Raw genomic sequence first — 24,182 nt, 5'->3', positions numbered from 1 at the left:
TCATAGTGTTTCGGTGGTCATAGCGTGAGGGAAACGCCCGGTTACATTCCGAACCCGGAAGCTAAGCCTCACAGCGCCGATGGTACTGCAGGGGGGACCCTGTGGGAGAGTAGGACACCGCCGAACAAATCTTGGGAAAACCCCCGCACCTCAGGTGCGGGGGTTTTCTGCGTTCGGGCTCGTTTAGGGTCGATGTATGCGCTACGACCTGGTTATCTTCGACAATGACGGCGTCCTCGTCGACAGCGAGCCGATCTCCAACCGGCTGCTGGCCGCCTATCTGACCGAGCTGGGGCACCCGACCACCTACGAGGACTCCATCCGGGACTACATGGGGTCCGCGATGCACCGGATCCACGACCTCGTCCAGGAGCGCACCGGACAGCGGTTGCCGGCCGACTTCGACGACAGCTTCCACCGGCGGGTGTTCGCGGCCTTCGAGCGGGAACTGGAGCCCGTCCCCGGGGTGTTCGGCGTTTTCGAGAAGCTGGCCGCCGACGGGGTTCCCTACTGTGTGGCGTCTTCCGGGAGTCATGAGCGGATCCGGGTCGGGCATCGGAAGACCGGACTCGACCGGTGGTTCGACGACGCGAGGATCTTCAGTGCGCAGGACGTGGGGCGGGGAAAGCCGGCACCCGATCTCTTCCTGTACGCGGCCGAGCGGATGGGGGTCGAACCCGCGCGGTGTGTGGTGGTCGAGGACAGTCCGCTGGGCGTGCGGGCGGCCGTCGCGGCCGGGATGAACGTCGTCGGGTTCACCGCCATGACGCCCGCCGACAACCTCGTCGGCTCTGGCGAACTCTTCGATGACATGGCGGAGTTGGCTGACCTGCTCAGATGATCCCCGCCACTGGAAGGGCGCTGACATTTGTCATGCGGAGCTCCGGACGATCGTTTCTACTCCCGGGTGGGCACCTGCCGCGAAGCTGAGGGCATGACGACGAACCGGAAGTCCGGCATGAAGCACAACCTCGCTCCGCTGCTCATGGATGTGGCGGTGCCCATCGGGTCGTACTACCTGCTCAGGAACGGATTCGGGATGAGCACCCTCGCCGCGCTCGGCTGGAGCAGCGTGGTGCCGGCCCTGCGGACCGGGTGGGGTGTCGTGAGGGACCGGACGGTCAACGGGTTCGCCGCGCTCATCCTCTTCGTGAACGTCGTGGGGCTGCTGCTCAGCTTCGTCGCCGGCGACCCGCGGTTGATGCTCGCCAAGGACAGCGGGGTCAGCAGCGCGATCGGTATCGGCATTCTGGTCTCCGTGGCGATGGGCAGGCCGATGATGACCGCGGCCATGAAGCCGTGGCTGGTGAAGGGTGATGCGGCGAGGGAGGCCGCGTGGGCGGGGCTGCTGAGCGGATCGTCGCGGTTCCGGCGGGCCGAGCGGGTCTTCTCCCTGGTCTGGGGTGTGGTGCTGCTCGGCGAGTGTGTGGTGCGGGTCGTGGGGGCGTACACGCTGCCGGTCGACACGATGGTGTGGCTCGGTTCGGTCATCATGATCGTCGCGATGGTGCTCGGTTTCCTCGTCAGCGGGGCTCTGGCCGCGGGACCCATGGCCGGGATGCTGGCCGCCGAGGTCGAGGCGCGGAAGGGCGGGAGCCGGGTCTCCCTGTCGCCCGCCGTGGCGCCCGAGGTCGCCCTCGTCCGCTAAAGCTGAGGGAAATTCATCTTTGGCTGGATCTACCCACGAGTACGCCGGGGCCCTACGCTCGCCGCCATGACAGATGTGCTGCGGCGCGGTAGGGCCTCGTTGGCGTTCAGCTTCTTCGCTCAGGGCGCCGCCTTCGCGTTGCTCGTGACGCGCATCCCGGCCATCCAGGACCGGTACGGCGTCTCCGACGGGCTGCTGCCCGCCTTCCTGGCCGCCGTGCCGATCCTCGCGGGAGTCGGGAGCGTCACGACCGAGCACCTGGTCAAGCGCATACGGCCGAGCCGGCTGCTGCGCTGGTCCCAGCCCGTCGTGCTCCTGGCGCTGCTCGGGGTCGGGGCGGGCGACTCCATGGTGGAACTGGCGGTCGCGCTCGGCGTGTTCGGGCTCGCCGTCGGAGCGCTCGACGCGTCCATGAACATGCTCGGGGTCTCGCTGCAGCGGACGTACGGGCGCAGCATCATGCTGAGTTTCCATGCCGCGTACAGCCTGGGCGGGATCATCGGGGCGTCGCTCGCCTGGGTCGGGGCGCACTGGCATCTGGCGCTGTGGGTGTCGTATCTGCCGGTGGCGGCGGTTCTGCTGCCGACCGTGCTGGTGGGCAGCCGGTGGTACGTCGACGGGGACGCGGGCCCGGTGAAGGAGGACACCGGTGGTGAGGCGGGGCCGCTGGTCTTCAAGCTGCTCCTGCCGCTGTGCCTGGTGATGACGTTCGCGTACATCGGGGACTCGACGGTCTCCAACTGGAGCGCGAAGTACCTGCAGGACGTGCTGGGGAGCTCGGAGCAGCTGGCGACGGTGCCGTACAACGTGTACATGGTGACCACGCTCCTCGGGCGGGCGATCGGGGACGTCGGGGTACGGCGGTTCGGGGCCGTGGCGGTCGTACGGCTGGGGGCGCTGGTCGCGGCGCTCGGGTTCGCCGTGGTGGCCGTGGCTCCCGGGGCGTGGGTGGGCATGCTCGGTTTCACCCTGCTGGGGCTGGGCCTGTGCGTGCTGGTGCCGCAGACCTTCGCGGCGGCGGGGCGGCTGTTTCCCGGGGCGTCCGACGCGGCCATCGCGCGGCTCAACATCTTCAACTACGTGGGCTTTCTGATCGGGTCGCCTCTGGTGGGGGCGCTCGGGGACGCGTGGACCTACCGGGGGGCCATGCTCGTGCCGATGGTGTTGGTGCTGGTGACGCTCGTGTACGCCAGGTCGTTCGCCCCTCAACCGGACCGATACGGTGGCGGGCATGAGCGGCCGCGCACAGCTGATGTGGGACGAGGCAGTAACGGGCTATGACTTCGGTCGGGACCATCCGATGGACCCGATCAGGCTGGCCCTGACCCGGAGGCTCGTCGACGCCTTCGGCCTGGACCGGGAGGTGGATGTCGTCGCGGCCAAGCCGGCCGGGGAGTCGACCTTGCGGCTCGTCCACCGGGACGACTACGTCGAGGCCGTGAAGGCGGCCTCCGCCGACCCCGGGGCGGCCGACGGGTCGTACGGGCTGGGGACGATGGACGATCCGGCGTTCGCCGGGATGCACCAGGTGTCGGCGCTCATCGCCGGGCAGTCGGTGGGGGCGGCGGAGGCCGTGTGGCGCGGGGAGGCGCTGCACGCGGTGAACTTCGCGGGCGGGCTGCACCACGCGATGCCCGGGGCCGCCTCGGGGTTCTGTATCTACAACGACGCCTCGCTCGCCATCGCCCGGTTGTTGGAGCTGGGTGCCGAGCGGGTCGCCTATGTCGACGTCGACGTGCACCACGGTGACGGTGTGCAGGCCGCGTTCTGGGAGGACCCCCGGGTTCTGACGATCTCCCTGCACGAGCATCCGCGGACGTTGTTCCCGCAGACGGGGTGGCCGGAGGAGACGGGTGCGGACTGCGCGGAGGGCAGTGCGGTCAATGTGGCGTTGCCGGCCGGGACCGGGGACGCGGGCTGGCTGCGGGCCTTTCACGCCGTCGTGCCCGAACTGATCGCCGACTTCCGGCCGCAGGTTCTCGTGACCCAGCACGGGGCCGACACGCATTTCGAGGATCCGCTGGCGCATCTGGCCGTCTCGCTGGACGCGCAGCGGGCGGTGCAGGTGGCCTGTCACGACCTGGCGCACGAGTACGCCGAGGGGCGGTGGGTCGCGCTCGGCGGGGGCGGGTACGCGGTGGTCGAGGTCGTGCCGCGGTCGTGGACCCATCTGGTGGGGATCGCCGCGGGTCGGGAGGTGGCGCCCGAGACCATGATTCCGGAGAGCTGGCGGCAGGAAGTGTTCGCCCGTACGCGGCAGTTGGCGCCGATGCGGATGACGGACGGGCGGTGGCCGGTGTCGTGGGCCGACTGGGAGGCGGGGTACGACCCCGCGGACCGGCTGGACCAGGCGGTGGTGGCCGCTCGCCGCGCGGTCTTTCCGCTGCGGGGGCTGCTGGCGTAGCCGGTGGGGCGGCTGCTCGCGTCCGGCCGTACGTCCGCGGAACGGGCACCGGCCGTACGTCCGGGGTACGGGCACCGCCGGACGTCACGGAACGGGCATTACGCCAACAGTGCGGTGTTTCGGCTGTTCCCCTGCCGCCCTCACTCCTCATCGGTCACCATCACTCACGTGTTGAGCACCGGGGCCCTGCGTGCCCACCTCCTGGCCGCCCGCCTCGCCGGGCCGGTGGCCACCTCCCGGGAGGAGAGCCTGCGGAGTTACCGGCTGTTCGCTGCTCGCGACCCCCGCGTACTGATCGGTCTCGACCCGGAATGGACCTGGCAGCAGCGGGATCTGATCGAACTGATGGCGGACAAGTGTGGGGTTTCGGCCGATCCGAAGTGCGTCTCGGGTCATGATGTGATCGATCCTGAGCGCACGCTGGCCGCCCTCGACGCCTTCGCAGACCGGCTCGCCGTGGTGGCCCGCCGTGCCGCACCCGTGCTCATCGGCACCGGACACCCGCACCGGCTGCTCGGTTTCTACGCCGCCCTCGCGGACGCGTTGTCGGCGGCGGGATGTGTCGTCCTCACCCCGTCGCAGGGTCACTGTGTCGACATAACGACCCGGTTCGGTCTACGCACGTACAACCTCGACTACGTACGGCGAGTCGCGCTCGTACGCGAACCAGGCACTTCTCGCCCCGGTTGTGCGACCGGCGCACACACGCACTCGCCGCTCCCGGTTCGTATCGCGCTGGCCGGGGCCGCGGAGGCCGGTGGGACCCTGCCCGAGCTGGTGATCGGGGATCACGGATGGGTCTGCGGAGCAGGTCAGCTGGGGTTCGAGGCCATCGGGCTCGCCGACACCGACGATCCCGCCCTCTTCGTCGGCGAGGCGGAGGGGCGCGTGTCCGTCGTCGTTCCACTTGATGACGCCGTGCGGTCCGATTACTACCGGCCGCTGACCCGCTACGTACTCAATCGAGCGTGTCTGTCACAGTAGGCCGCCGATGGGTGCACCTCTTCCCCACTTGCATCACCCGCCCCTACATTGGGGAGTGAGCACGCAACGACGAAGAGTCACCGGAAGGGGAAGCCGGTGACCGTCGAGTGCGGAAGGTTCAGGTGTGTCATGGCTGCAGCTGGCGAGAGGCCTCTGAACGAGGTTCAGTTCCTTACCGTGGCGGAGGTCGCCTCGGTGATGCGAGTGTCGAAGATGACCGTGTACCGGCTGGTGCACAGCGGTCATCTGCCCGCGATCCGGGTAGGACGGTCGTTCCGAGTCCCGGAGCAAGCGGTTCACGAGTACCTCCGCGAGAGTTATGTGGGGGTGGAAACAGCCTGACGGCGGCGGCGGGGGAGATCTCCGGGGCTGTCCCCGGGCCTCCCCCGTCCCCTCGATTACGAGCTCAGCTCTCGGGCGGGTAGGCTAGCCCCTCGTAGGTCGTGTGGGCCCATGGCGCCCAAACACCGAGTGATGAGAAGTGAGCGAGGGTAGTCGTGGGCTCTGTTATCAAGAAGCGGCGCAAGCGGATGGCCAAGAAGAAGCACCGCAAGCTGCTCAAGCGCACGCGCGTTCAGCGTCGCAACAAGAAGTAAGCGACGACGCGAGAGCGCGTTCTGTGGCCCCCCACCCATGATGGTGGGGGGCCACTCGCGTACGCGGGGGCCGGAAGTCGTCACTTCGCGCAGCGGGTGGTCATCACAGCGCAACACCGAACCGCTAAGTTGGCCGCACAGGGGAACGCGGCACGTTGCAGGAGCCGTACAGGAGCCGTGCGAGAGCCGCAGGCGGGCCGCACGAGGCTGGAAGGAAGGCGCTGATCTTGGGCAAGGTCGTGCTCGTGACCGGAGTGGCCCGCAGGTTGGGGGGCCGGTTCGTACGACGGATCCAGCGTGACCCGCAGGTGGACCGGGTGATCGCCGTGGACGCGGTCCCGCCCGAGCACCACCTGGGCGGCGCGGACTTCATCCAGGCCGACATCCGCCAGCCCGGCATCGCGCGCGTGCTCGCCGAGACGGCGGCCGACACGGTCGTCCACATGGACGTGACCGCGACCGCGCTGGGCAGCGGCAGCCGGACCACGGTCAAGGAGACCAACGTCATCGGCACCATGCAGCTGCTCGGCGCCTGTCAGAAATCCCCCACCGTCAAGCGTCTGGTCGTGAAGTCCAGCACCAACGTCTACGGGTCGGCGCCCCGCGACCCCGCCGTCTTCACCGAGACGACCCCGCCCAAGTCGCTGCCCAGCGGCGGCTTCGCCAAGGACACGGTGGAGGTCGAGGGGTATGTGCGGGGCTTCGCGCGGCGCCGGCCCGACGTCGCCGTGAGTGTGCTGCGGTTCGCCAACATCCTCGGCCCGGCCGCCGATTCGCCGCTCGCCTCGTACTTCTCGCTGCCCGTCCTGCCGACCGTGTTCGGCTACGACCCGCGGCTGCAGTTCGTGCACGAGGACGACGTGATCGAGGTGCTGCGGATCGCCTCGCACGATCCGGAACGCGGCACGCTCAACAGCGGCACCTTCAACATCGCGGGCGACGGCCTCCTGCTGCTGTCCCAGTGCTCGCGGCGCCTGGGCCGCCCCACCGTGCCCCTGCTGCTTCCCGCGGTCACCTGGGCCGGCTCCCTGGTGCGTACGCTGGGTATGACGGACTTCTCGCCCGAGCAGATCCGGCTGCTCACCCACGGCCGGGTGGTGTCGACGGACCAGATGCGTGAAACGCTCGGATTCACGCCGAAGTACACGACGGCGGAGACCTTCGCGGACTTCGCACGCAGCCACGGCCCCGGACTCCTGCCGCCCGAGGCTGTTGCCGGGGCCGTCGACCGGATCGCCGCGCTGCCCCTCGCGGGCGGCGGCCACCTCCCGACGACGAGCGCCAACTGAGGAGCGCATCAACGATGGCGGATGCCAAGGTCATTCCGTTCGACGACGACCGGTCCCGCGGGAGTGCCGCGCAGCGGCCGCCGCGGCGCCGGAGTACGGGAAGCCGGCGCAAGAGCACGGAAAACGCGCTGATGCGCGAGGTCCAGCCCCTGCCCACCGCGGCCACCGCGCAGGATGATGTTCCTGTGACCAGTGAGGAACAGCCGCCCCAGCAGCCGCAGTCCGTCGGCGGCCACGCCGACGAGCCCGGTGGCCTGGAAAGGCGTGTCGCCGGCGGCCTGGCCTTCCTGCGCCGCCGCCTCACCGGTGACTACGAGGTCGACGACTTCGGTTACGACGCGGAGCTGACCGACCAGGTCCTGATGTCCCTGCTGCGCCCGCTGTACGAGAAGTACTTCCGGGTGGAGGTGAAGGGCATCGAGAACATCCCCTCCGACGGCGGCGCGCTGATCGTCGCCAACCACTCCGGCACGCTGCCGCTGGACGGCCTGATGCTGCAGGTCGCCGTCCACGACAACCATCCGGCCGGGCGGCACCTGCGGCTGCTCGCGGCGGACCTGGTCTTCATGCTGCCCGTGGTCAACGAGCTGGCGCGCAAGCTCGGCCACACCCTGGCCTGCGGGGAGGACGCCGAGCGGCTGCTGGGCCAGGGCGAGCTGGTCGGGGTCATGCCGGAGGGTTTCAAGGGCATCGGCAAGCCCTTCAACGAGCGGTACAAGCTGCAGCGGTTCGGCCGGGGCGGCTTCGTCTCCACCGCCCTGCGCCACGGCACCCCGATCATCCCGTGCTCGATCGTCGGGGCCGAGGAGATCTACCCGATGATCGGCAACGCCAAGACGCTGGCCCGGGTGCTGGGCTTCCCGTACTTCCCGCTCACGCCGACCTTCCCGTGGCTCGGCCCGCTCGGTGCGATCCCGCTGCCGACGAAGTGGACGATCCAGTTCGGCGAGCCGATCCCGACGGACGGCTATCCGCCGGAGGCGGCCGAGGACCCGATGCTGATGTTCAACCTGACCGACCAGGTCAGGGAGCAGATCCAGCACACCCTGTACAAGCTGCTGGTGCAGCGCCGGTCGGTGTTCTTCTGAGCTCCGCCCGGACGCCGTTCTGCAGGGACACCTGACGGAAGAAGCTCTTCGCGTACGACAGCGGGGGCGCCCCTCGTGAGAGGGGCGCCCCCGCTGTCGTACGGACTCAGTCCGCGTCCTCGCTGTCGATGCCCAGGCCGGGCAGCAGGCCCGGGAGGAGCGGGGGAAGGGTGACGTCCGGCTCGCCCGGCGGGGTGCTGCTGGACGGGGACGCGGTGCCGGTGTCCTGCGGCGGGTCGAGCAGGCCGCCGGTGTCGCCGCCGATCAGGCCACCACCTTCGGTGGCGGTGCCGGCCGAGTCGCTCGGGGTGCCGCTGCCGCTGCCGGTCCGGCTTCCGTCCGAGGGGCCGCTGCCGGTGCTGGGCGCGGTCGACCGGTGCGTGCCGGACGAACCCGCGGAAGGGGGGCCCGAACGCTGGCGCTGACCGGTGCCGCCGGTGCGGGCGGGAGGCTGCGGGAGCAGGGACTGCAGCGGGGCGACCTCTTCGTCTATGGCGTCGAAGACCGACGACACCTGTCGGCTCACATCGCCGAGCTGCACGGGCAGCCGGTCTCGCAGGGCCCCCCAGACGTCCCGGTGCGAGTGGGAGAAGGCGGAGAGAGCCTGCATGGGGCTCAGGGAGTCCGGGTCGCGCCGGTACGCCTCGTGCAGCAGCCGGTGGCCCTCGGAGGCGTCGTACTGCATGCCGGACAGGGTGCGCCGGATCTCGCCCAGGGACTCGTGGTCCAGGGGGCCGCCGCGGTCGCGCTCGATCAGTCGGCGGGCCTCGCTGAGGCGGGTGGAGGCCTGGTCGAGATAGGCCTGGCCGCGCTCGTCGTCCCCGTCGGACAGGTAGGTGAGCTTGAAGTCCTCGATGCCGCGCTTGAGGCCGTAGAGCGAGTCGCCGGGCAGGGCGTCCGAACTCGCGGCGGCCACTCCGCCGAACGCTCCCGCGGCGACGCCGACGCTGAGCCCGCCCGCGGCGAGGCCCTTCGTCAGCCGCGAACGCGGTCGCAGTCTGCCCAGTGGGGACGCCCGGTGTGCGCCTCTGGCCCGGGACCGCTGTTCGGGCACGGACGTGCCGGCGGCCTCGCCTCCGGCGGTGCCCTCCAGCATCATGGCCTCGAACATGGCCACCAGCTGGGCCCGCTGGACGACCTTGACCTCGGGGTCCAGCTCGGGTTTGGGCAACTCGCCGAGACCTTCGGCGAAGGCCAGCATGCGGCCCCGCTCGGTCTGTTCCGCAGCAGCCGAGGACGGTGCCGGTCCTTCGGACTGCTCGGCCGCCGGGCCCCGGTGGGATTCCTCCAGGGCCTGGGCGAAGGCGTTCGCCCGCCGGTGCGCCGATACGTTCGCGATCACTGGCGGCACCTCCTCTCGTCATGACGGTCGACTCCCCAGGGGGTCCTGAGGGTTGCACACCCTGACCAAACGCACTCGATCGAGTGATCGAACTCGGCCAGGGGGTGACCACAGGGAGCCTGCATCCCGCACAACGAGTGGCGCGGCACTTGGGTTACGGACGACGGATGATCAGATGGGGGAGTCAACGGACTTTCACCGTAAGCGAATTGGGTGTTACGTGGAGTGGCCGGTCAGCGGGCGTCGTCCGGGAGGAGCCGGGCGAGGGTGCGTACGGCCCGGTACTGGAGGGTCTTGATGGCGCCCTCGTTCTTGCCCATCACCCGGGCGGTCTCGGCGACGGAGAGGCCCTGGAGGAAGCGGAGCGTCACGCACTCCTGCTGCTGCGGGTTGAGCCGCCGTACGGCGTCGAGGAGGGCGGCGTTGGAGAGGGACTCCAGGACGGAGTCCTCCGGCGACCGCGCGACCTCGTTGGCGTCGAGCATCTCGCCGGTGGTGACCTCCAGCCGGAAGCGGCTCGACTTGAAGTGGTCGGCGACCAGGTTGCGGGCAATGGTGACCAGCCACGCGCCGAAGTCGCGGCCCTGCCAGGTGAAGGTGCCGATCCTGCGCAGTGCCCGCAGGAACGTCTCACTCGTGAGGTCCTCGGCGGTCGCCTTGCCCCCCACGCGGTAGTAGATGTACCGGTACACGGTGTCGCTGTACTGGTCGTAAAGACGCCCGAAAGCGTCGGCCTCGCCGGCCTGGGCACGTTCGACGAGGTCCATCATGCGGGCGCTGTCGCTGTCCGCGGCGGGACGGCGGGCGGTGGCGGCGCCGGTAGAGCGCCCTCGTCTGCCGACGGCGGCGCTGCCTTCGGCAAGTGCGTAGCAGGGGCCGACAGGGTCGGTTGCTACGGCGAGGGTGGGGACGGCGTACGCGGTGGGGACGAAGCCGCGCAACAGGTCTTGGACCGTTGCGCGCAGCGTAGCCAGGCCCGAGGCGTCAACCCCGACGTGTGGGTACACGGGACTCCCAGAGGCAGAGCTTCCATCACGTGCAGTGCCGGATCGTTCACCCGTCGTAGCGACGGATGGGTACCGGTGTGCGTCTGAGGAGAATAACGCTTAGTGCAGGCACTGCTACACCCAGTTGCTCAAATCATCGATTACGTCGCTTCTGTAACCGATTGGTGCCCGATCAACTGCCGCAGAGTGACCGTTTATTGATCGAAATAGGTCGCGTTCCGTCATGGTCCGGGGCGTGTTGTGGCCGTGTGCAGCCAACGGGACTGGACAGCGGCTTGTTGGGGTACGACCCGTGGATTGGCCGGGTTTGGTGCGCGGACGCCGCCGGGGTGGCCGGATCGATCACGCGGGCCGGGCGTCGGTGCGGTCAGGTGTCCGGGCGGGCTCGGGTCAGCGCCGGCGCCGGTGCAGGGCGATCGCCGCCGCCGTACCGCCGGCCACCGCGCCCACGCCCGCCGCCGCCGGGATGCCGACCTTGGCCGCCTTGCGGCCCGTGCGGTAGTCGCGCAGCCGCCATTCCAGTCGGCGGGCGTGCTTGCGCAGTTTGGAGTCCGGGTTGATGGCGTAGGGGTGTCCGACCAGGGAGAGCATCGGGATGTCGTTGTGGGAGTCGCTGTAGGCGGCGCAACGGCCGAGGTCGAGGCCCTCCGCCGCCGCCAGCGCGCGGACCGCCTCCGCCTTCGCCGGACCGTGCAGCGGTTCGCCGACCAACTTGCCCGTGTAGACGCCGTCGACCGACTCGGCGACCGTGCCGAGGGCGCCGGTCAGCCCCAGCCGCCGGGCGATCACCGTGGCGATCTCCACGGGGGCAGCCGTCACCAGCCACACCTTCTGTCCGGCGTCCAGGTGCGCCTGGGCCAGGGCGCGGGTGCCCGGCCAGATGCGCTCCGCCATGTACTCGTCGTAGATCTCCTCGCCGATCGACTGCAGTTCGGCGACGCGGTGGCCCTTGACGATGGACAGCGCCGAGTCGCGGGCCTCCTGCATGTGTTCGGGATCCTCGACCCCGGCCAGCCGGAACCAGGCCTGCTGCCAGGCGAACTTGGCGAGGTCGCGCGTCTCGAAGAACTTCCGCTTGTACAGGCCGCGGCCGAAGTGGAACAGCGCGGCGCCCTGCATGACGGTGTTGTCGAGATCGAAGAAGGCGGCGGCCCGGTCGTCGCCGAGTACCGGGAACACCGGTTCCGCGACTGTGCCGGAGGCCTCCTCGACCTCCTGCGACGACTTGCGCGCTGCCTCTGCCGAGGCCTCGCCTGCCAACACGCTCCGCGCCGTGGCGAAGCGCCTACGGGGGGTGAGCCATCCAAGAGCGGCCATGGCGTGAGCATAGCCAGTTTGTTCGGGGGTTCCGGAGTCGCGAGGTTTGGAGGCTGTGAACTCTCCGCGACCGTGCCGTTAAAGAACCGATCCCCCCGGGCCGGAGCACCGATCCGCCCGGCGTGTCGCCCGGGCGCGTCCCACGGGTCCCGGCCGGGCGCGTTCCGGCGCGACAATGGCCGGCATGAGTCCCATCTTCCGCCGAAAGCCCGCTCGGGTACCCGAGGACCGGCTCGTCACCCTGATCCGTAAGCCGGGCTGTCATCTGTGTGACGACGCACAGGCCGTGATCGAGAAGGTCTGCGCCGACCTGGGGGTGCCCTGGGAGCGCAAGGACATCTCCGAGGACGCCGAACTGCACCGGGAGTACTGGGAGCAGATTCCCGTGGTACTCGTCGACGGCGAACAGCACACGTTCTGGCGGGTGGACGAGGCGCGGCTGCGCAAGGCGCTGACCTCTGACTGAGCCCCCGCGGAGCGCCGAAGGTCACTGACCGGGCAGTCCAACTGGTCCGCACATTCGCTTAGGATCGATGGTGACGGGGTCTCGGGGGCGTGGATCGGTGAGGAGAGTGTCGGTTTTGCCCCCAAGAGATGAGGAACGACGGTGCGGGTGCGCCGGTTCCGTGTGCGTGCGCCGGGGGCGCGTGACCCCGGTCACGTTCGCCGGGCAAATCGGACACCATCTTTGTGCACGCGTTCACAAAGACATAGCCTGCATTCGACGGGGCGGTCTGGGAACGTGTGACCGCCTGCAGCCCCGCTCTACCCGCAGGAGCACCGTGGCAACTGGCCGAACTCACCGACCGGCGACCCGTAGCCGAGGGATTCCCGAGGCCACCGTCGCCCGTCTTCCGCTGTACCTCCGCGCGCTGACCGCACTGTCGGAGCGCTCGGTGCCCACGGTCTCCTCCGAGGAGCTCGCGGCCGCCGCGGGGGTCAACTCCGCGAAGCTGCGCAAGGACTTCTCCTACCTCGGCTCCTACGGGACCCGGGGTGTGGGGTACGACGTCGAGTATCTCGTCTACCAGATCTCCCGCGAACTGGGCCTCACCCAGGACTGGCCGGTAGTGATCGTCGGTATCGGCAACCTCGGTGCCGCGCTCGCCAACTACGGGGGCTTCGCCTCCCGTGGTTTCCGGGTCGCCGCCCTCATCGACGCCGATCCCGCGATGGCCGGGAAGCCCGTCGCCGGGATTCCGGTCCAGCACTCCGACGAGCTGGAAAAGATCATCAAGGACAACGGGGTGTCGATCGGTGTGATCGCGACCCCCGCCGGTGCCGCCCAGCCGGTCTGCGACCGGCTCGTCGCGGCCGGCGTCAGCTCCATCCTGAACTTCGCGCCGACCGTGCTGACCGTCCCGGACGGGGTCGACGTGCGCAAGGTCGACCTCTCCATCGAGCTTCAGATCCTCGCCTTCCACGAGCAGCGCAAGGCGGGTGAGGTGGCCGCCGCGGCCGCCGCCGCCCCGGCCGCCGCCACCCGCGAGGAGTCCACCGACAAAGGGCCCGACGGGGACGTACCCGCCGTGATGCCGGCATGAGTCTCCTCGTCGTCGGGCTGAGTCATCGCAGCGCCCCGGTCAGCGTGCTCGAGCGGGCCTCGCTGTCCGCGGACGCCCAGATGAAGCTGCTGCAGGACACCGTCGCCGCCGAGCCGGCCACCGAGGCCGCCGTCCTCGCCACCTGCAACCGCATCGAGCTGTACGCCGACGTGGACAAGTTCCACGCGGGCGTCGCCGAGCTGTCCACGCTGCTCGCCCAGCACAGCGGGGTCGGCCTGGAGGAGCTCACTCCTTATCTTTACGTGCACTACGAGGACCGGGCCGTCCACCACTTCTTCTCGGTGGCGTGCGGGCTGGACTCCATGGTCGTCGGCGAGGGACAGGTCCTCGGCCAGATCAAGGACGCCCTCGCCCGGGCGCAGGACCTGCACACCGCCGGCCGCCTGCTGAACGACCTGTTCCAGCAGGCCCTGCGGGTCGGCAAGCGCGCCCACTCCGAGACGGGCATCGACCGCGCCGGGCAGTCCCTGGTCACCTTCGGCCTGGAGCAGCTGTCGTCCGGTACGGCCGTCACGCGGTGGGCCGAGGGCAAGAAGGCCCTGGTGATCGGCGCCGGCTCGATGTCCTCGCTGGCCGCGGCCACCCTCGCGCGTGCCGGTGTCGCCGAGATCGTGATCGCCAACCGCACCTACGACCGCGCCGAGCGTCTCGCGCAGATCCTCACCGAGGGCGACGACACGGACGTGCCGGCCCGCGCGGTACCGATGGACGCGGTGCCGGCCGAGCTGACACGTGCCGACGTCGCCGTCTCCTGTACAGGGGCGACGGGACTCGTGCTGACCGCCGGGGAAGTCGCCGCCGCGGTCGAGAGCCGGCTGCCCGAGGGCGCCCTGTCCGGGCACCGGGCCGAGGACGACGTACCCGCGCATTCTCCGCACGACCTGCCGCCCACCTCCGTCGGTACCGAGGAGGGCTGTCCGCTCGACCTGTCCGCGGTGCAGGGCGCGACCGGTTTCTCCGTGGCCGGGGAGGCCGCCGTGGCCGGTCTGGACGCGGCGACGCTGGAGCAGCACGCCGCCTGGGTGGTGGGCGGCACCGTCGACCGCCGGGACAGCGTCCGCCGGCCCGAGGCCGACGCCGAGCTGATCACCGCGCTCGCCGCGACCGCGGCCACCGTCGGCCGGATCCCCGAGCGGCGCAGGCCCGAACCGGCGGCCGTGGCACCCCGGTCCGAGCCGGTCCTCTTCCTCCTCGACCTGGCCATGCCGCGCGACATCGACGCGGCCGCGCACCGGCTGACCGGTGTGCGGCTGGTCGACATCGAGTCGCTCGCCGAGGCCTCCGCCGACGCGCCGATGGCGGCCGACGTCGACCAGGTGCGGCGTATCGTTTCCGACGAGGTCGCGGCCTTCGGGGCAGCCCAGCGGGCCGCGCACATCACGCCCACCGTCGTCGCGCTGCGCACCATGGCGGCCGATGTCGTGGCGGGCGAGATCGCCCGGCTCGACGGGCGGCTGCCCGGCCTGGACGACAGGCAGCGCGGCGAGATCACCCAGACCGTGCGGCGCGTCGTGGACAAGCTGCTGCACGCGCCGACCGTACGGGTCAAGCAGCTCGCGGCCGAACCCGGCGGCGCCGGGTACGCGGACGCGCTGCGCACCCTGTTCGACCTCGACCCCGAGACGGTGGCCGCCGTCTCGCGCGCCGAGGACGGCATCGACAAGCCCGATGAGAACAGCAAGAACCGAGGGCCAGCATGACTGAGGCAGCGGCCGGAGCGCCCGCCCGTGGGCGAACAGACGAAAAACGGGCACTGAGGCTCGGAACCAGGCGGAGCAAACTCGCCATGGCCCAGTCCGGGCTGGTGGCGGACGCCGTGAGCCGGGTGACCGGGCGACGCGTCGAGCTCGTCGAGATCACCACGTACGGCGATGTCTCCCGTGAGCACCTCGCGCAGATCGGCGGCACGGGTGTGTTCGTCACGGCGCTGCGGGACGCGCTGCTCGGGGGCGAGGTCGACTTCGCGGTTCATTCGCTGAAGGACCTGCCGACCACGCAGCCCGAGGACCTGGTCCTGGCCGCCGTACCGGAGCGCGAGGACCCGCGGGACGTGATCGTCGCCCGCGACGCCCTCAAGTTCGCCGACCTTCCGCGCGGGGCCCGCGTCGGCACCGGTTCGCCGCGCCGCATGGCGCAGCTCAACGCGTACGCGCGCGGCCACGGCCTCGACATCGAGACCGTGCCGATCCGCGGGAACGTCGACACCCGGATCAGGTACGTCAAGGACGGTGAGCTGGACGCCGTCGTCCTGGCCGCCGCCGGACTGAACCGGATCGGCCGGGCCGACGAGGTGACCGACTTCCTGTCGGTCGACACGGTTTTGCCCGCCCCCGGCCAGGGGGCACTCGCGATCGAGTGTGCCGCGGACAACGCGGACCTGATCGCCGCGCTCGGAGAGCTCGACGACCCGTTCACCCGGGCCGCCGTGACCGCCGAGCGGTCCCTGCTCGCCGCCCTGGAGGCCGGTTGCAGTGCCCCTGTGGGCGCGCTGGCCGACCTTCCCCCACTCTCGGCTCCGCTCGAGCGGGGGGACCCCCAGGCCGACGGGCAGATTGTCAAGCAAATGCGCCTGCGGGGGGTCGTCGGCACGACCGACGGCTCACGCATGGTGCAGTTGTCCACCACCGGTCCCGTGCCCGAGACGTACGACCAGGCAATGGCGCTCGGCCGTGAACTCGCGGCCGAGATGCTTGCCCAGGGCGCGGCCGGTCTGATGGGGGAGCGAGCACAGTGAGCCCCACCACTCTTCCCGCCGGTCCGGAACACGGGCACGTCACCTTCCTCGGTGCCGGACCCGGGGATCCGGGACTACTTACGCTGCGCGCCGTGGAGGCGCTGGCGAACGCGGACGTTCTCGTCGCCGAGCACGAGGTGCTCGACGTCGTACGTTTGCATGCCAAGCCGGGTGTGTCCGAGGTGAACACGGACACGAGCCCCGCTGACCCGTTGCCGGGCCCAGGCACGCCCCAACTCACGGTGGTTGACGGCACGTCGACGACCGTTGGGGTACCCGCTGTGCGGGATGCGGCACATCTTGTCATGCAGGCCGCGCGCGGCGGCAGGCGGGTCGTGCGTGCGGTGTCGGGGGACCCCGGACTCGATACGTACGCCGCCGAGGAGATGCTCGCCTGCGCCGCCGCGGGTGTGCCCTTCGAGGTCGTGCCCGGTGTCGCCGCGGTCGTCGGCGTGCCCGCCTACGCGGGTGTGCCGCTGCGCGACGCGCAGGGCGCGGACGTACGGTTCGTCGACGCGCGGACCGCCTCGGACCGTTGCTGGACGGAGGTCGGGGCCTCGGACGGTACGGTCGTCGTCTCCACGACGCTCGACTCCGTGGCCGCGGCCGCCGGTGAACTGGTGTCGGCGGGCCGCAAGCCGGACACGCCGATGACCGTGACGGTCGCCGGTACGACGACCCGGCAGCGGACCTGGACCGCCACGCTCGGGACGATCGCCCAGATGCTGAAGCAGGGCAAGGTGCTGCCGTCCCCGGAGGGCGGCCGGCCGGTGATAGCCGTGGTCGGTGAGCGTTCCGCCGCGGCTCAGCGTGAGCAGCTCTCGTGGTTCGAGTCCAAGCCGCTGTTCGGCTGGAAGGTCCTCGTGCCGCGGACGAAGGAGCAGTCGGCCTCGCTCTCCGACCAGTTGCGTTCCTACGGCGCGGTGCCGCACGAGGTGCCGACGATCGCCGTCGAACCGCCGCGCACACCCCAGCAGATGGAGCGGGCGGTCAAGGGACTCGTCACCGGACGGTACGAGTGGATCGCCTTCACGTCGGTCAACGCCGTCAAGGCCGTCCGTGAGAAGTTCGAGGAGTACGGGCTCGACGCCCGCGCCTTCGCCGGCATCAAGGTCGCCGCGGTCGGGGAGCAGACCGCGAAGGCGCTCATCGCCTTCGGTGTGAAGCCCGATCTGGTGCCCAGCGGCGAGCAGTCCGCGGCCGGACTGCTGGAGGACTGGCCGCCGTACGACCCGGTCTTCGACCCGATCGACCGGGTGTTCCTGCCGCGGGCCGACATCGCGACCGAGACGCTCGTCGCCGGGCTCATCGAGCTGGGCTGGGAGGTCGACGACGTCACCGCATACCGGACCGTGCGGGCCTCGCCGCCGCCGGCGGAGACGCGTGAGGCGATCAAGGGCGGCGGGTTCGACGCCGTGCTGTTCACGTCGTCCTCCACGGTGCGCAACCTGGTGGGCATCGCCGGCAAGCCGCACAACGTGACCGTGATCGCGTGCATCGGCCCGGCCACGGCGAAGACCGCGGAGGAGCACGGGCTCCGGGTCGACGTCATGGCGCCCGAGCCGTCCGTGCACAAACTGGCGGAGGCGCTGGCCGACTTCGGGCTGCGCCGCAGAGCCGCGGCCCGGGAGGCGGGCGACGCGGTGACGCGTCCGAGCGAGCGCCGGCCGGGAGCGCGACGGCGTCGTTCGACGACCTGAGCTGTGACGGGGCGCTCCTCTGGGAGCGCCCCTTCTCCGTACCGGCCCAGGTACCGGCTCGGTTCCGTCGGCCTGACCGTCTCCGGCGCCCGCTCCGGCCTCCGTGTGTCGCGGAACCGGGCGTCTCGTCGGCGTCACCGGCGACCACCAGCCCGCCGTCGGTGGCCAGGGTGCGCGGAAGCGCGGTCGAGGGAGCCGGTGTCGCCGTCGCGGCGCGCACGGGCGTGGTGCGGTGCTCGGTCTGCCGGCGGCGGCCGCCTGTGTCTGGTGCCGGTGTGAGTGCCGCGGCCGCTCGGCCGCGGAGCCGCTGACGGGGTGGGGCGCACCTGTCGCCGGGCTCAGGACCCGGTGCCGGAGGCGTCCGGGGCACCGACGTCGCGTCGGCAAAGGTGGTGCCGGGGCGGGCGTAGCGTAGTGGGCATGACGACGTACGGATCCTTCCCCGGCACGCGGCCGCGGCGGCTGCGGACCACTCCCGTCATGCGGCGCATGGTGGCCGAGACCCGGCTGCACCCCGCGGACTTCATCCTTCCGGCCTTCGTGCGCGAGGGCGTCGCCGAGCCCGTGCCGATCGCGGCCATGCCCGGCGTCGTCCAGCACACCCGCGACAGCCTCAGGAAGGCCGCCGTGGAGGCCGTCGAGGCCGGGATCTCCGGGATCATGCTGTTCGGTGTGCCGGAGGAGTCGAAGAAGGACGCGCTCGGCACGCCGGGCACCGACCCGGACGGCATTCTGCAGGTCGCCCTCCGTGACGTACGGGCCGAGGTCGGGGACGACCTGCTCGTCATGTCCGACCTGTGCCTCGACGAGACGACCGACCACGGGCACTGCGGGGTGCTGGACGCCGAGGGGCGCGTCGACAACGACGCCACGCTCGAGCGGTACGCCGAGATGGCCCAGGTCCAGGCCGACGCGGGTGCCCATGTCGTCGGGCCCAGCGGGATGATGGACGGCCAGATCGGCGTCGTCCGTGACGCCCTCGACCAGATCGGGCGCGAGGACGTGGCGATCCTCGCCTACACCGTGAAGTACGCGTCCGCGTTCTACGGCCCGTTCCGTGAGGCCGTCGGCTCCTCGCTCCGGGGCGACCGGAAGACCTACCAGCAGGACCCCGCCAACCAGCGGGAGTCCCTGCGGGAGTTGGCCCTCGACCTGGCGGAGGGCGCCGACATGGTCATGGTCAAGCCCGCCGGGCCCTACCTCGACATCCTGGCGCGGGTCGCCGACACCGTCGACGTGCCGGTGGCCGCGTATCAGATCTCCGGCGAGTACTCGATGATCGAGGCCGCCGCCGAGCGGGGCTGGATCGACCGGGACCGGGCGATCCTGGAGTCGCTGACCGGAATCAAGCGGGCGGGCGCACGGAACATCCTCACCTACTGGGCCACCGAGGTGGCCCAGAAACTGGCGGGTCAGTAGGCGAGCGCGTCGTCCATGTCCTGCTGCCAGTACGTGACCCACATCGAGCTGTCGTAGTAGACGCCCTTGGCCGGCAGGGGCGGGGTCGCGGAGGCGCCGCCGCTGCTGTCGGGGGTCCTGCCCTGGAAGGCGACGGTCAGCTTGTGGCCGGTGGTGCCGCCGTCTCCGCTGCCGTCGGCGGCGGAGAGCAGGACACCCGCGTAGCCGGACTCACCCGGGGCGAGCGTGGTGACCGCCTGCGGGTGGGACGCCTTGAGCGGCTGCGGTACCCACTGCATCTCGTCGAAGCGGACGACCGGGTAGTACGTCAGGTCGCACACCTTCGAGCCGGTGTTCCGGACGGTGATCAGCAGGTGGTTGAGCGGCCGGGCGACCTTCTGGGCGGTGACGGCCGTGTTGGAGCCGTTGCACGCGACGCGGTTCGCGGGGGCGTAGGGGTCCGCGGACGACGTCGCCTTGCCGGTGCCGGAGTTGGTCTTCTGTCCGGCTCCCGTTCCGGTTCCCGCGCCTGTGCCGGCGTTCGTTCCCGTGCCCGTGCCCGAGCCGTCCCCGGCGTCCGCGGTGGGGTCGGGGGACGTGGTGGCCGAGGTGTTGGCCGAGGCCGACGCGGTGAGCTGCGAGGCGCCCTCGTCCTTCGCTCCCGTACCGTCCTCGCACGCCGTGAGGGCGAGGGCGGCGACGGTGGCGCCGGTGGCGGCGAGCAGGCGGATACGACGTGAGCGCATGACAGATCCTCTTCCGTAAAAGGTGGTTGAAGCAGACCGCTCGACCGGGTGACGGGAACGGCGTGCTTGGATGGCAACAGCGTGTGGGCTGAACCGTCCCGTCCGCCACAGCCGGCCGGCGATCAGGGACGCTGGAACGCCCACACCACCACTGACCTGGGGGAACGCCCCGTCCCTGGAACGCCTGGACGGGACACGGGGGAGGACTGGAACGTGCCTGAAGACGCTGCCGCGGCCGACTTCGCCGCGTCACTGCGCGAGTTGAAGGACCGCTCCGCACTCAGCTACGGGGTGCTCGCCAAACGGCTCCACATGAGTACGTCGACGTTGCACCGCTACTGCAACGGGGACGCCGTGCCCACGGACTACGCGCCCGTGGAGCGGCTGGCCCGTCTGTGCGGGGCGTCCCCGGGGGAACTGGTCGCACTGCACCGACGGTGGGTGCTGGCCGACGCGATGCGGGGGCGGAAGGGGGAGGTTGCTCCGCCGTCGCCCTCCGGCGCGGGAGCGGTGATTCCGTCGGACGGTTCCGACGAGGTGCCGTCCGTGACCGGGCCGCTCGGCGAGGAACCGAAGCCGACGCGCCGGCCCCGTTCCGTCCGGCTCGCCGGAGTCGCCGCGATCGCCGCGGCCGCCGTCCTCGGTGCCGTCGTGCTCGTCGTGAACCTGCCCTCAGGCGGGACGGACGACGATCGTGGCGGCCGTACCGTCGCCGCCGCGTCCGACAGGAGCGGGCAGGCGGACGACGCGTCCCCTTCCGTGTCGGCGACCGGTGGCTCGCCCTCCGCGTCCGCCACCGGGAAGGGCAAGGACAGCAAGGACGAGGGCGGGGACGGGGCCCGGCGGCGGGCATCAGTTCCCGCGTCCCCCGCCACCGGCTCCACCGGGGACGACGGCCCGGCGGTTCCGCTGACGGTCGGCGCGGCCCCGTACTCCTGGGAGAGCCCCTGTTCACAGCGCTACCTGATCGACCGCGCTCCGGAGCGGGTGTCTCCGCCGCCGCTGGAACAGGACGCGGCCGCCTGGGTGTCGGCGCTGGGTGCCGTCGCGTCTGGCGAGCAGTACCTGACGCTCACCGTGCAGGGCACCGGCGAACGGACCGTGGTAGTGAACAGCCTCACGGTCCGTATGGACGGCAAGCGCGCCCCGCTCGCCTGGAACGACTACGCGATGGGCTACCCCGGTGTCGGCTGCGGCGGTGACATCCCGAACCGCTCCTTCACGGTCGCCCTCGACGCCGCCCGCCCCGCGGTCGTACCCGAGGCGGGCCACAAGGACTTCCCGTTCAAGGTGAGCGAGTCCGACCCCGAGGTCTTCTACGTCAAGGCCGACGCCTCCGCGTACGACGTGAGTTGGAGACTGGAGCTGGCATGGTCCAGCGGCTCGCGGCACGGCATCCTGACCGTGGACGACCGGGGCCGCCCCTTCCGTACGAGCGGCAACAACGGGCGCCCGGCCTACGAGTTCCCCCTAGGTGGCTCCGGCTGGGTCGGGGCCGGGGAGAGCCAGGGCTCCTAGGCCCAATGCCGTTGCATTACGGGTCTGGGTCGGGTGGCCGGGCTCGTTTGATGCGGATGGCTTGGGTGCCGGTGTGGGTGGGTTGGGGCCAGGTTTGATGTTCAGTCCGCTTGAGCCAGTAGTTGGACATCTTGCGCTTAACGACGCGGGGCTGGCTGCGGAGCCGTCTGGCGGGCAGAAGTCTTTCCAGCAGGTCTTCTTGGAGTACCTGCAGTGCTCGGACCAGGAGCTCAGGGGGAAAAACCGCCCGGCGTGACGGTCACACTGCGCCGGGCGGAACGCAGAGTTTCGGTGAAAGAGATCCGGTCCGGGTCGAGTTGACGGGTGGCTGCGGTTCTCAGCATGAGTTCCCGCAGTGCGTGATGGACCAGGAGGTGAGCCCAGATCTGTTGGAGGACACCGTCTGGTGTCTTGCTGCTGAGGACCACCCTCGCACCGCGTTGAAAGGTCTTGATCTCGGCGAAGACGGACTCAATCTCCCAGCGCTCCCGATAGAGAGCGGCCAGCTGCCGGGCTGGGTAGCGGCGGGCGTCCAACAGCGTCGTGACCAGGCGATAGTTGCTTGCCGCAGCGTCCTCGCTGGTGCCTTTGAGTTGGTAGGCCAGCACGCGGACGTGCACCGGGTCCCGTTTTGCCGGGTCGGTGGTGGCGTGGATGTTGGAGAGCCACGATCCGTCACGCAATAGCTTGTTCACGGGCAGGACGCGGTTGGCCGGCACCCGCCAGAGCAGGTCGGCGCCGCTGTCGGTAAAGGCTCGCCACAGCGGGACGCCGAGAAATTCGCGGTCGGCCAGGACCAGCTGGCCCGCAGTGCAGGATCGGGGCAGACGGCCGACGAGGGTGACTTCACCGGTCCGGCAGCCGGCGAGTTCCGCATCGAGCACCGCATGGCTGCCCGCTTCCACCAGCGCCGCCATCCGCACCTGGACGAACGCACTGCGCTTTGCTCCGCGGCCGCTGCCGGGACGCCCGAACGCGGCCTCGTTGGCTTCCGTGTCGGCGACGTCCCAGCAGGTCCCGTCGACGGCCAACACCCGCAGACCCCGCCAGAACGCGCCCGGTGTCGACTCGTCGGCCATCGGCTTCGCGGTCGCCGCGAACAGCACCTGCAGCGGTTCAAAACCGAGCCGTTGCCGTGCTCTGAATAGCGAAGACTTCGCCGGAACATGCCAGTCGCCCAACAGTCCCAGCCCTCGCAGACCCGCGACCAGATGCCTCATGACCTCGAGATAAGGCGCAGGCGAAAACAGCGCCAGCCCCAGGACGAAATACACCACCAACCGCGCAGGAAGCAGCCGTCTCCGTTGCTCTGCCCGACCACACGCGGCCACCACCCGGTCCACCAACCCCGGCGGATACACCCACGTCAGCAGACCAAGACCCGATAAGTCCGACGCGCTCGAAGCCACCCCAACCACCCCCAGGCCCCACTCCCAAGCAGCCTACGCCCACGCCAAAAGCAACGGCATTGCTCCTAGGCCTTGTCTGATAATTGATCTTGTGGTGGGTCGTGGTGAGCTGACGGATGCGGCGTGGGAGCGGATGGCGCCGCTGTTGCCGGGTGTTGACGGGCGGGGTCGTCCGTGGCGGGATCACCGGCAGGTGATCAACGGGGTGTTGTGGCGGTTGCGGACGGGTGCTCCGTGGCGTGACCTGCCGGAACGCTTCGGGCCGTGGCAGACGGTCTATGAGCGGTTCGCCCGGTGGGAGGCGGACGGGAGCTGGGCCGCCTGATCTAGGAGGTCCAGGTCCGCGACGACTCGGTCGGGGCGGTGGAGTGCACCGTCGCTGTCGTATTTCCAGGCATGGTGCGAGTTCCCGAGTTCCCGGTGTCTCAGATATCGTCATCAACAATGATTTCCAACCTCTTGGAGCTCTTCGTCCAGAGAAAGACTTCTCCGGCCATGCTCACCGACTGGCTCATGGGTTCGCCCGGATCACGTGCCCTGCGCCCGGCAAAACGAGAATCCTTGCTACAACGCTGGACGGAGAACCCGTGACGCATCCAGGCCGCCGGCCATCGCCCTCGGTACGACCGTCGGCGCCCGTACTCGCCTACGACGGGGACTGTGGCTTCTGTCAGACGTCCGTCGACCGTGTCCGGGTGCTCGCCGCACCGACCCTGGAAGCGGTGCCGTGGCAGTTTCTGCCCGCTGAGTCCACAGCGCCGCACTTCGAACGTCTGGACCGTGAGGTTCTGCTGCTGTGCGGCGATGCGGTCCTCGCGGGCGGGGCGGACGCCCTGGCCCGCTACCTGGGCACCTCGCCGTCGCCGGCGTATCGCGCGCTTGCAGCCGTGGTCCGTCTCCCCGGCATCCGCGCCTGCGCCCGCATGGTCTACCGCTGGGTGTCCCGCAACCGGCACCGGCTGCCCGGCGGCGCATCCGCGTGCGCGGTACCGCCGCGCGGCGCGTGAGACCCGCCATGCGCATCCCGACCTGCGTGTTCAGCAACACGGCTCCACAGACTGATGCCCGCCACGACCTGCTGCGCCAGGAGCCGGCCGGTTCGTCTGTGTCCACGTAGACCGCTTCGAGCACGCCGATTTTGTGGCCATTCGGGTCGACGACCCCGCGATCGCGCCATTCGCGGATATCCGCTGCCGGAATCATGCCTTCTTCTTCCGGCCCGCCCGCCTGCCGTGCCGTCGGCCCATGGAATGTTGCCCGGCACCGATTGGGCGGCCTTACGCCAAAATCGCCGACGGCGGGGAAAACGACTCTGGCGCAACACGCCGGAGTCGCCCTTCCGAGTGGTTGCACGTGAGAGTGAACCAGCCCACATTCAATAGTACTGCGGAGTATGCAGCTCCGAAATGGCCGATTGATGCCTCGGACGCACTCTTC

The 24,182-nt window shown here is 70.3% G+C and carries 22 protein-coding genes, 1 rRNA gene and 2 pseudogenes; 19 read left to right on the top strand and 6 right to left on the bottom strand.

What is annotated here, in order from left to right; all coding sequences use genetic code 11:
• Positions 1–9: 9 nt before the first annotated feature.
• The 10 genes from rrf to OG985_RS21085 all read left to right on the top strand — a co-directional run bounded on the left by rrf (position 10) and on the right by OG985_RS21085 (position 8,009).
• Positions 10–126, top strand: a 5S ribosomal RNA gene (rrf, locus tag OG985_RS21130).
• Positions 127–196: 70 nt separating this feature from the next.
• Complete coding sequence (locus OG985_RS21125; protein WP_371669897.1) at positions 197–841, top strand: HAD family hydrolase; 645 nt, start codon at positions 197–199, stop codon at positions 839–841.
• 93 nt (positions 842–934) lie between these two features.
• On the top strand, positions 935–1,648 hold the full coding sequence (locus tag OG985_RS21120; RefSeq protein WP_371669896.1) for a VC0807 family protein: 714 nt from the start codon (positions 935–937) through the stop codon (positions 1,646–1,648).
• Between the two features lie 66 nt (positions 1,649–1,714).
• Entirely contained in the window at positions 1,715–2,929 is a 1,215-nt protein-coding gene (locus OG985_RS21115) for an MFS transporter (protein WP_371669895.1), read from the top strand.
• A complete protein-coding gene (locus OG985_RS21110; protein ID WP_371669894.1) occupies positions 2,880–4,052 on the top strand; it encodes an acetoin utilization protein AcuC in 1,173 nt (390 codons plus the stop codon). The genes OG985_RS21115 and OG985_RS21110 overlap by 50 nt, the downstream gene beginning before the upstream one ends.
• Positions 4,053–4,220: 168 nt before the next feature.
• Positions 4,221–5,036 (top strand): phosphatase, encoded by an 816-nt coding sequence (locus tag OG985_RS21105; protein ID WP_371669893.1) that lies wholly within the window; start codon positions 4,221–4,223, stop codon positions 5,034–5,036.
• 129 nt (positions 5,037–5,165) lie between these two features.
• Entirely contained in the window at positions 5,166–5,378 is a 213-nt protein-coding gene (locus tag OG985_RS21100) for a helix-turn-helix domain-containing protein (protein WP_004984898.1), read from the top strand.
• Between the two features lie 155 nt (positions 5,379–5,533).
• The gene (locus tag OG985_RS21095; protein ID WP_003948845.1) at positions 5,534–5,632 is read left to right on the top strand and encodes a 30S ribosomal protein bS22; all 99 of its coding nucleotides are present in this window, start codon (positions 5,534–5,536) and stop codon (positions 5,630–5,632) included.
• Positions 5,633–5,859: 227 nt separating this feature from the next.
• Positions 5,860–6,921: an NAD-dependent epimerase/dehydratase family protein gene (locus tag OG985_RS21090; RefSeq protein WP_371669892.1), complete on the top strand. Its 1,062-nt coding sequence runs from the start codon at positions 5,860–5,862 to the stop codon at positions 6,919–6,921.
• A 14-nt stretch (positions 6,922–6,935) separates the two neighbouring features.
• Positions 6,936–8,009: a lysophospholipid acyltransferase family protein gene (locus OG985_RS21085; RefSeq protein ID WP_371669891.1), complete on the top strand. Its 1,074-nt coding sequence runs from the start codon at positions 6,936–6,938 to the stop codon at positions 8,007–8,009.
• 106 nt (positions 8,010–8,115) lie between these two features.
• Here OG985_RS21085 and OG985_RS21080 read toward each other — a convergent pair whose 3' ends face one another.
• The 3 genes from OG985_RS21080 to OG985_RS21070 form a co-directional block, all read right to left on the bottom strand.
• On the bottom strand, positions 8,116–9,351 hold the full coding sequence (locus OG985_RS21080; RefSeq protein ID WP_371669890.1) for a DUF5667 domain-containing protein: 1,236 nt from the start codon (positions 9,349–9,351) through the stop codon (positions 8,116–8,118).
• A gap of 233 nt (positions 9,352–9,584) precedes the next feature.
• Positions 9,585–10,358, bottom strand: coding sequence for an ECF subfamily RNA polymerase sigma factor, BldN family (locus tag OG985_RS21075; RefSeq protein WP_371669889.1), 774 nt, complete (start codon positions 10,356–10,358; stop codon positions 9,585–9,587).
• 390 nt (positions 10,359–10,748) lie between these two features.
• Positions 10,749–11,675, bottom strand: coding sequence for an HAD family hydrolase (locus OG985_RS21070; RefSeq protein ID WP_371669888.1), 927 nt, complete (start codon positions 11,673–11,675; stop codon positions 10,749–10,751).
• A 175-nt stretch (positions 11,676–11,850) separates the two neighbouring features.
• Here OG985_RS21070 and OG985_RS21065 point away from each other — a divergent pair, with 175 nt between their 5' ends.
• The 6 genes from OG985_RS21065 to hemB all read left to right on the top strand — a co-directional run bounded on the left by OG985_RS21065 (position 11,851) and on the right by hemB (position 19,093).
• Positions 11,851–12,141 (top strand): glutaredoxin family protein, encoded by a 291-nt coding sequence (locus tag OG985_RS21065; RefSeq protein ID WP_371669887.1) that lies wholly within the window; start codon positions 11,851–11,853, stop codon positions 12,139–12,141.
• 316 nt (positions 12,142–12,457) lie between these two features.
• The gene (locus OG985_RS21060) at positions 12,458–13,219 is read left to right on the top strand and encodes a redox-sensing transcriptional repressor Rex (RefSeq protein ID WP_371669886.1); all 762 of its coding nucleotides are present in this window, start codon (positions 12,458–12,460) and stop codon (positions 13,217–13,219) included.
• Positions 13,216–14,940, top strand: a complete 1,725-nt coding sequence (locus tag OG985_RS21055; RefSeq protein ID WP_371669885.1) for a glutamyl-tRNA reductase — start codon at positions 13,216–13,218, stop codon at positions 14,938–14,940. The genes OG985_RS21060 and OG985_RS21055 overlap by 4 nt, the downstream gene beginning before the upstream one ends.
• Entirely contained in the window at positions 14,937–15,974 is a 1,038-nt protein-coding gene (gene hemC, locus OG985_RS21050) for a hydroxymethylbilane synthase (protein WP_371669884.1), read from the top strand. The genes OG985_RS21055 and hemC overlap by 4 nt, the downstream gene beginning before the upstream one ends.
• A complete protein-coding gene (locus OG985_RS21045; RefSeq protein WP_371669883.1) occupies positions 15,971–17,674 on the top strand; it encodes a uroporphyrinogen-III synthase in 1,704 nt (567 codons plus the stop codon). Before hemC ends, OG985_RS21045 begins: the two co-directional genes overlap by 4 nt.
• A 420-nt stretch (positions 17,675–18,094) precedes the next feature.
• Entirely contained in the window at positions 18,095–19,093 is a 999-nt protein-coding gene (hemB, locus tag OG985_RS21040; RefSeq protein WP_371669882.1) for a porphobilinogen synthase, read from the top strand.
• Here the strand turns inward: hemB and OG985_RS21035 are convergent.
• A complete protein-coding gene (locus OG985_RS21035) occupies positions 19,087–19,818 on the bottom strand; it encodes a DUF4232 domain-containing protein (protein ID WP_371669881.1) in 732 nt (243 codons plus the stop codon). The two genes, hemB and OG985_RS21035, sit on opposite strands and share 7 nt — an antisense overlap.
• Before the next feature lie 213 nt (positions 19,819–20,031).
• Between OG985_RS21035 and OG985_RS21030 the strand changes: the two genes are divergently transcribed.
• The gene (locus OG985_RS21030; RefSeq protein ID WP_371669880.1) at positions 20,032–21,336 is read left to right on the top strand and encodes a helix-turn-helix domain-containing protein; all 1,305 of its coding nucleotides are present in this window, start codon (positions 20,032–20,034) and stop codon (positions 21,334–21,336) included.
• A gap of 230 nt (positions 21,337–21,566) precedes the next feature.
• On the opposite strand, the gene OG985_RS21025 is transcribed toward OG985_RS21030, so the two are convergent.
• The gene (locus tag OG985_RS21025) at positions 21,567–22,745 is read right to left on the bottom strand and encodes an IS4 family transposase (protein WP_371669879.1); all 1,179 of its coding nucleotides are present in this window, start codon (positions 22,743–22,745) and stop codon (positions 21,567–21,569) included.
• 91 nt (positions 22,746–22,836) lie between these two features.
• On the opposite strand from OG985_RS21025, the pseudogene OG985_RS21020 reads away from it, so the two are divergent.
• A pseudogene (locus tag OG985_RS21020) lies at positions 22,837–23,072 on the top strand (transposase); the annotation flags it as partial.
• Between the two features lie 260 nt (positions 23,073–23,332).
• Complete coding sequence (locus OG985_RS21015) at positions 23,333–23,752, top strand: thiol-disulfide oxidoreductase DCC family protein (protein ID WP_371669878.1); 420 nt, start codon at positions 23,333–23,335, stop codon at positions 23,750–23,752.
• An 85-nt stretch (positions 23,753–23,837) separates the two neighbouring features.
• Here the strand turns inward: OG985_RS21015 and OG985_RS21010 are convergent.
• Positions 23,838–23,948: pseudogene (locus tag OG985_RS21010) on the bottom strand (PRC-barrel domain containing protein); the annotation flags it as partial.
• Positions 23,949–24,182 lie beyond the last annotated feature (234 nt).

This window comes from Streptomyces sp. NBC_00289, assembly GCF_041435115.1.
Taxonomy (GTDB): Bacteria; Actinomycetota; Actinomycetes; order Streptomycetales; family Streptomycetaceae; genus Streptomyces.
Note: the sequence above shows the minus strand (reverse complement) of the source record. Positions and strands in the feature narration are given on the sequence as shown.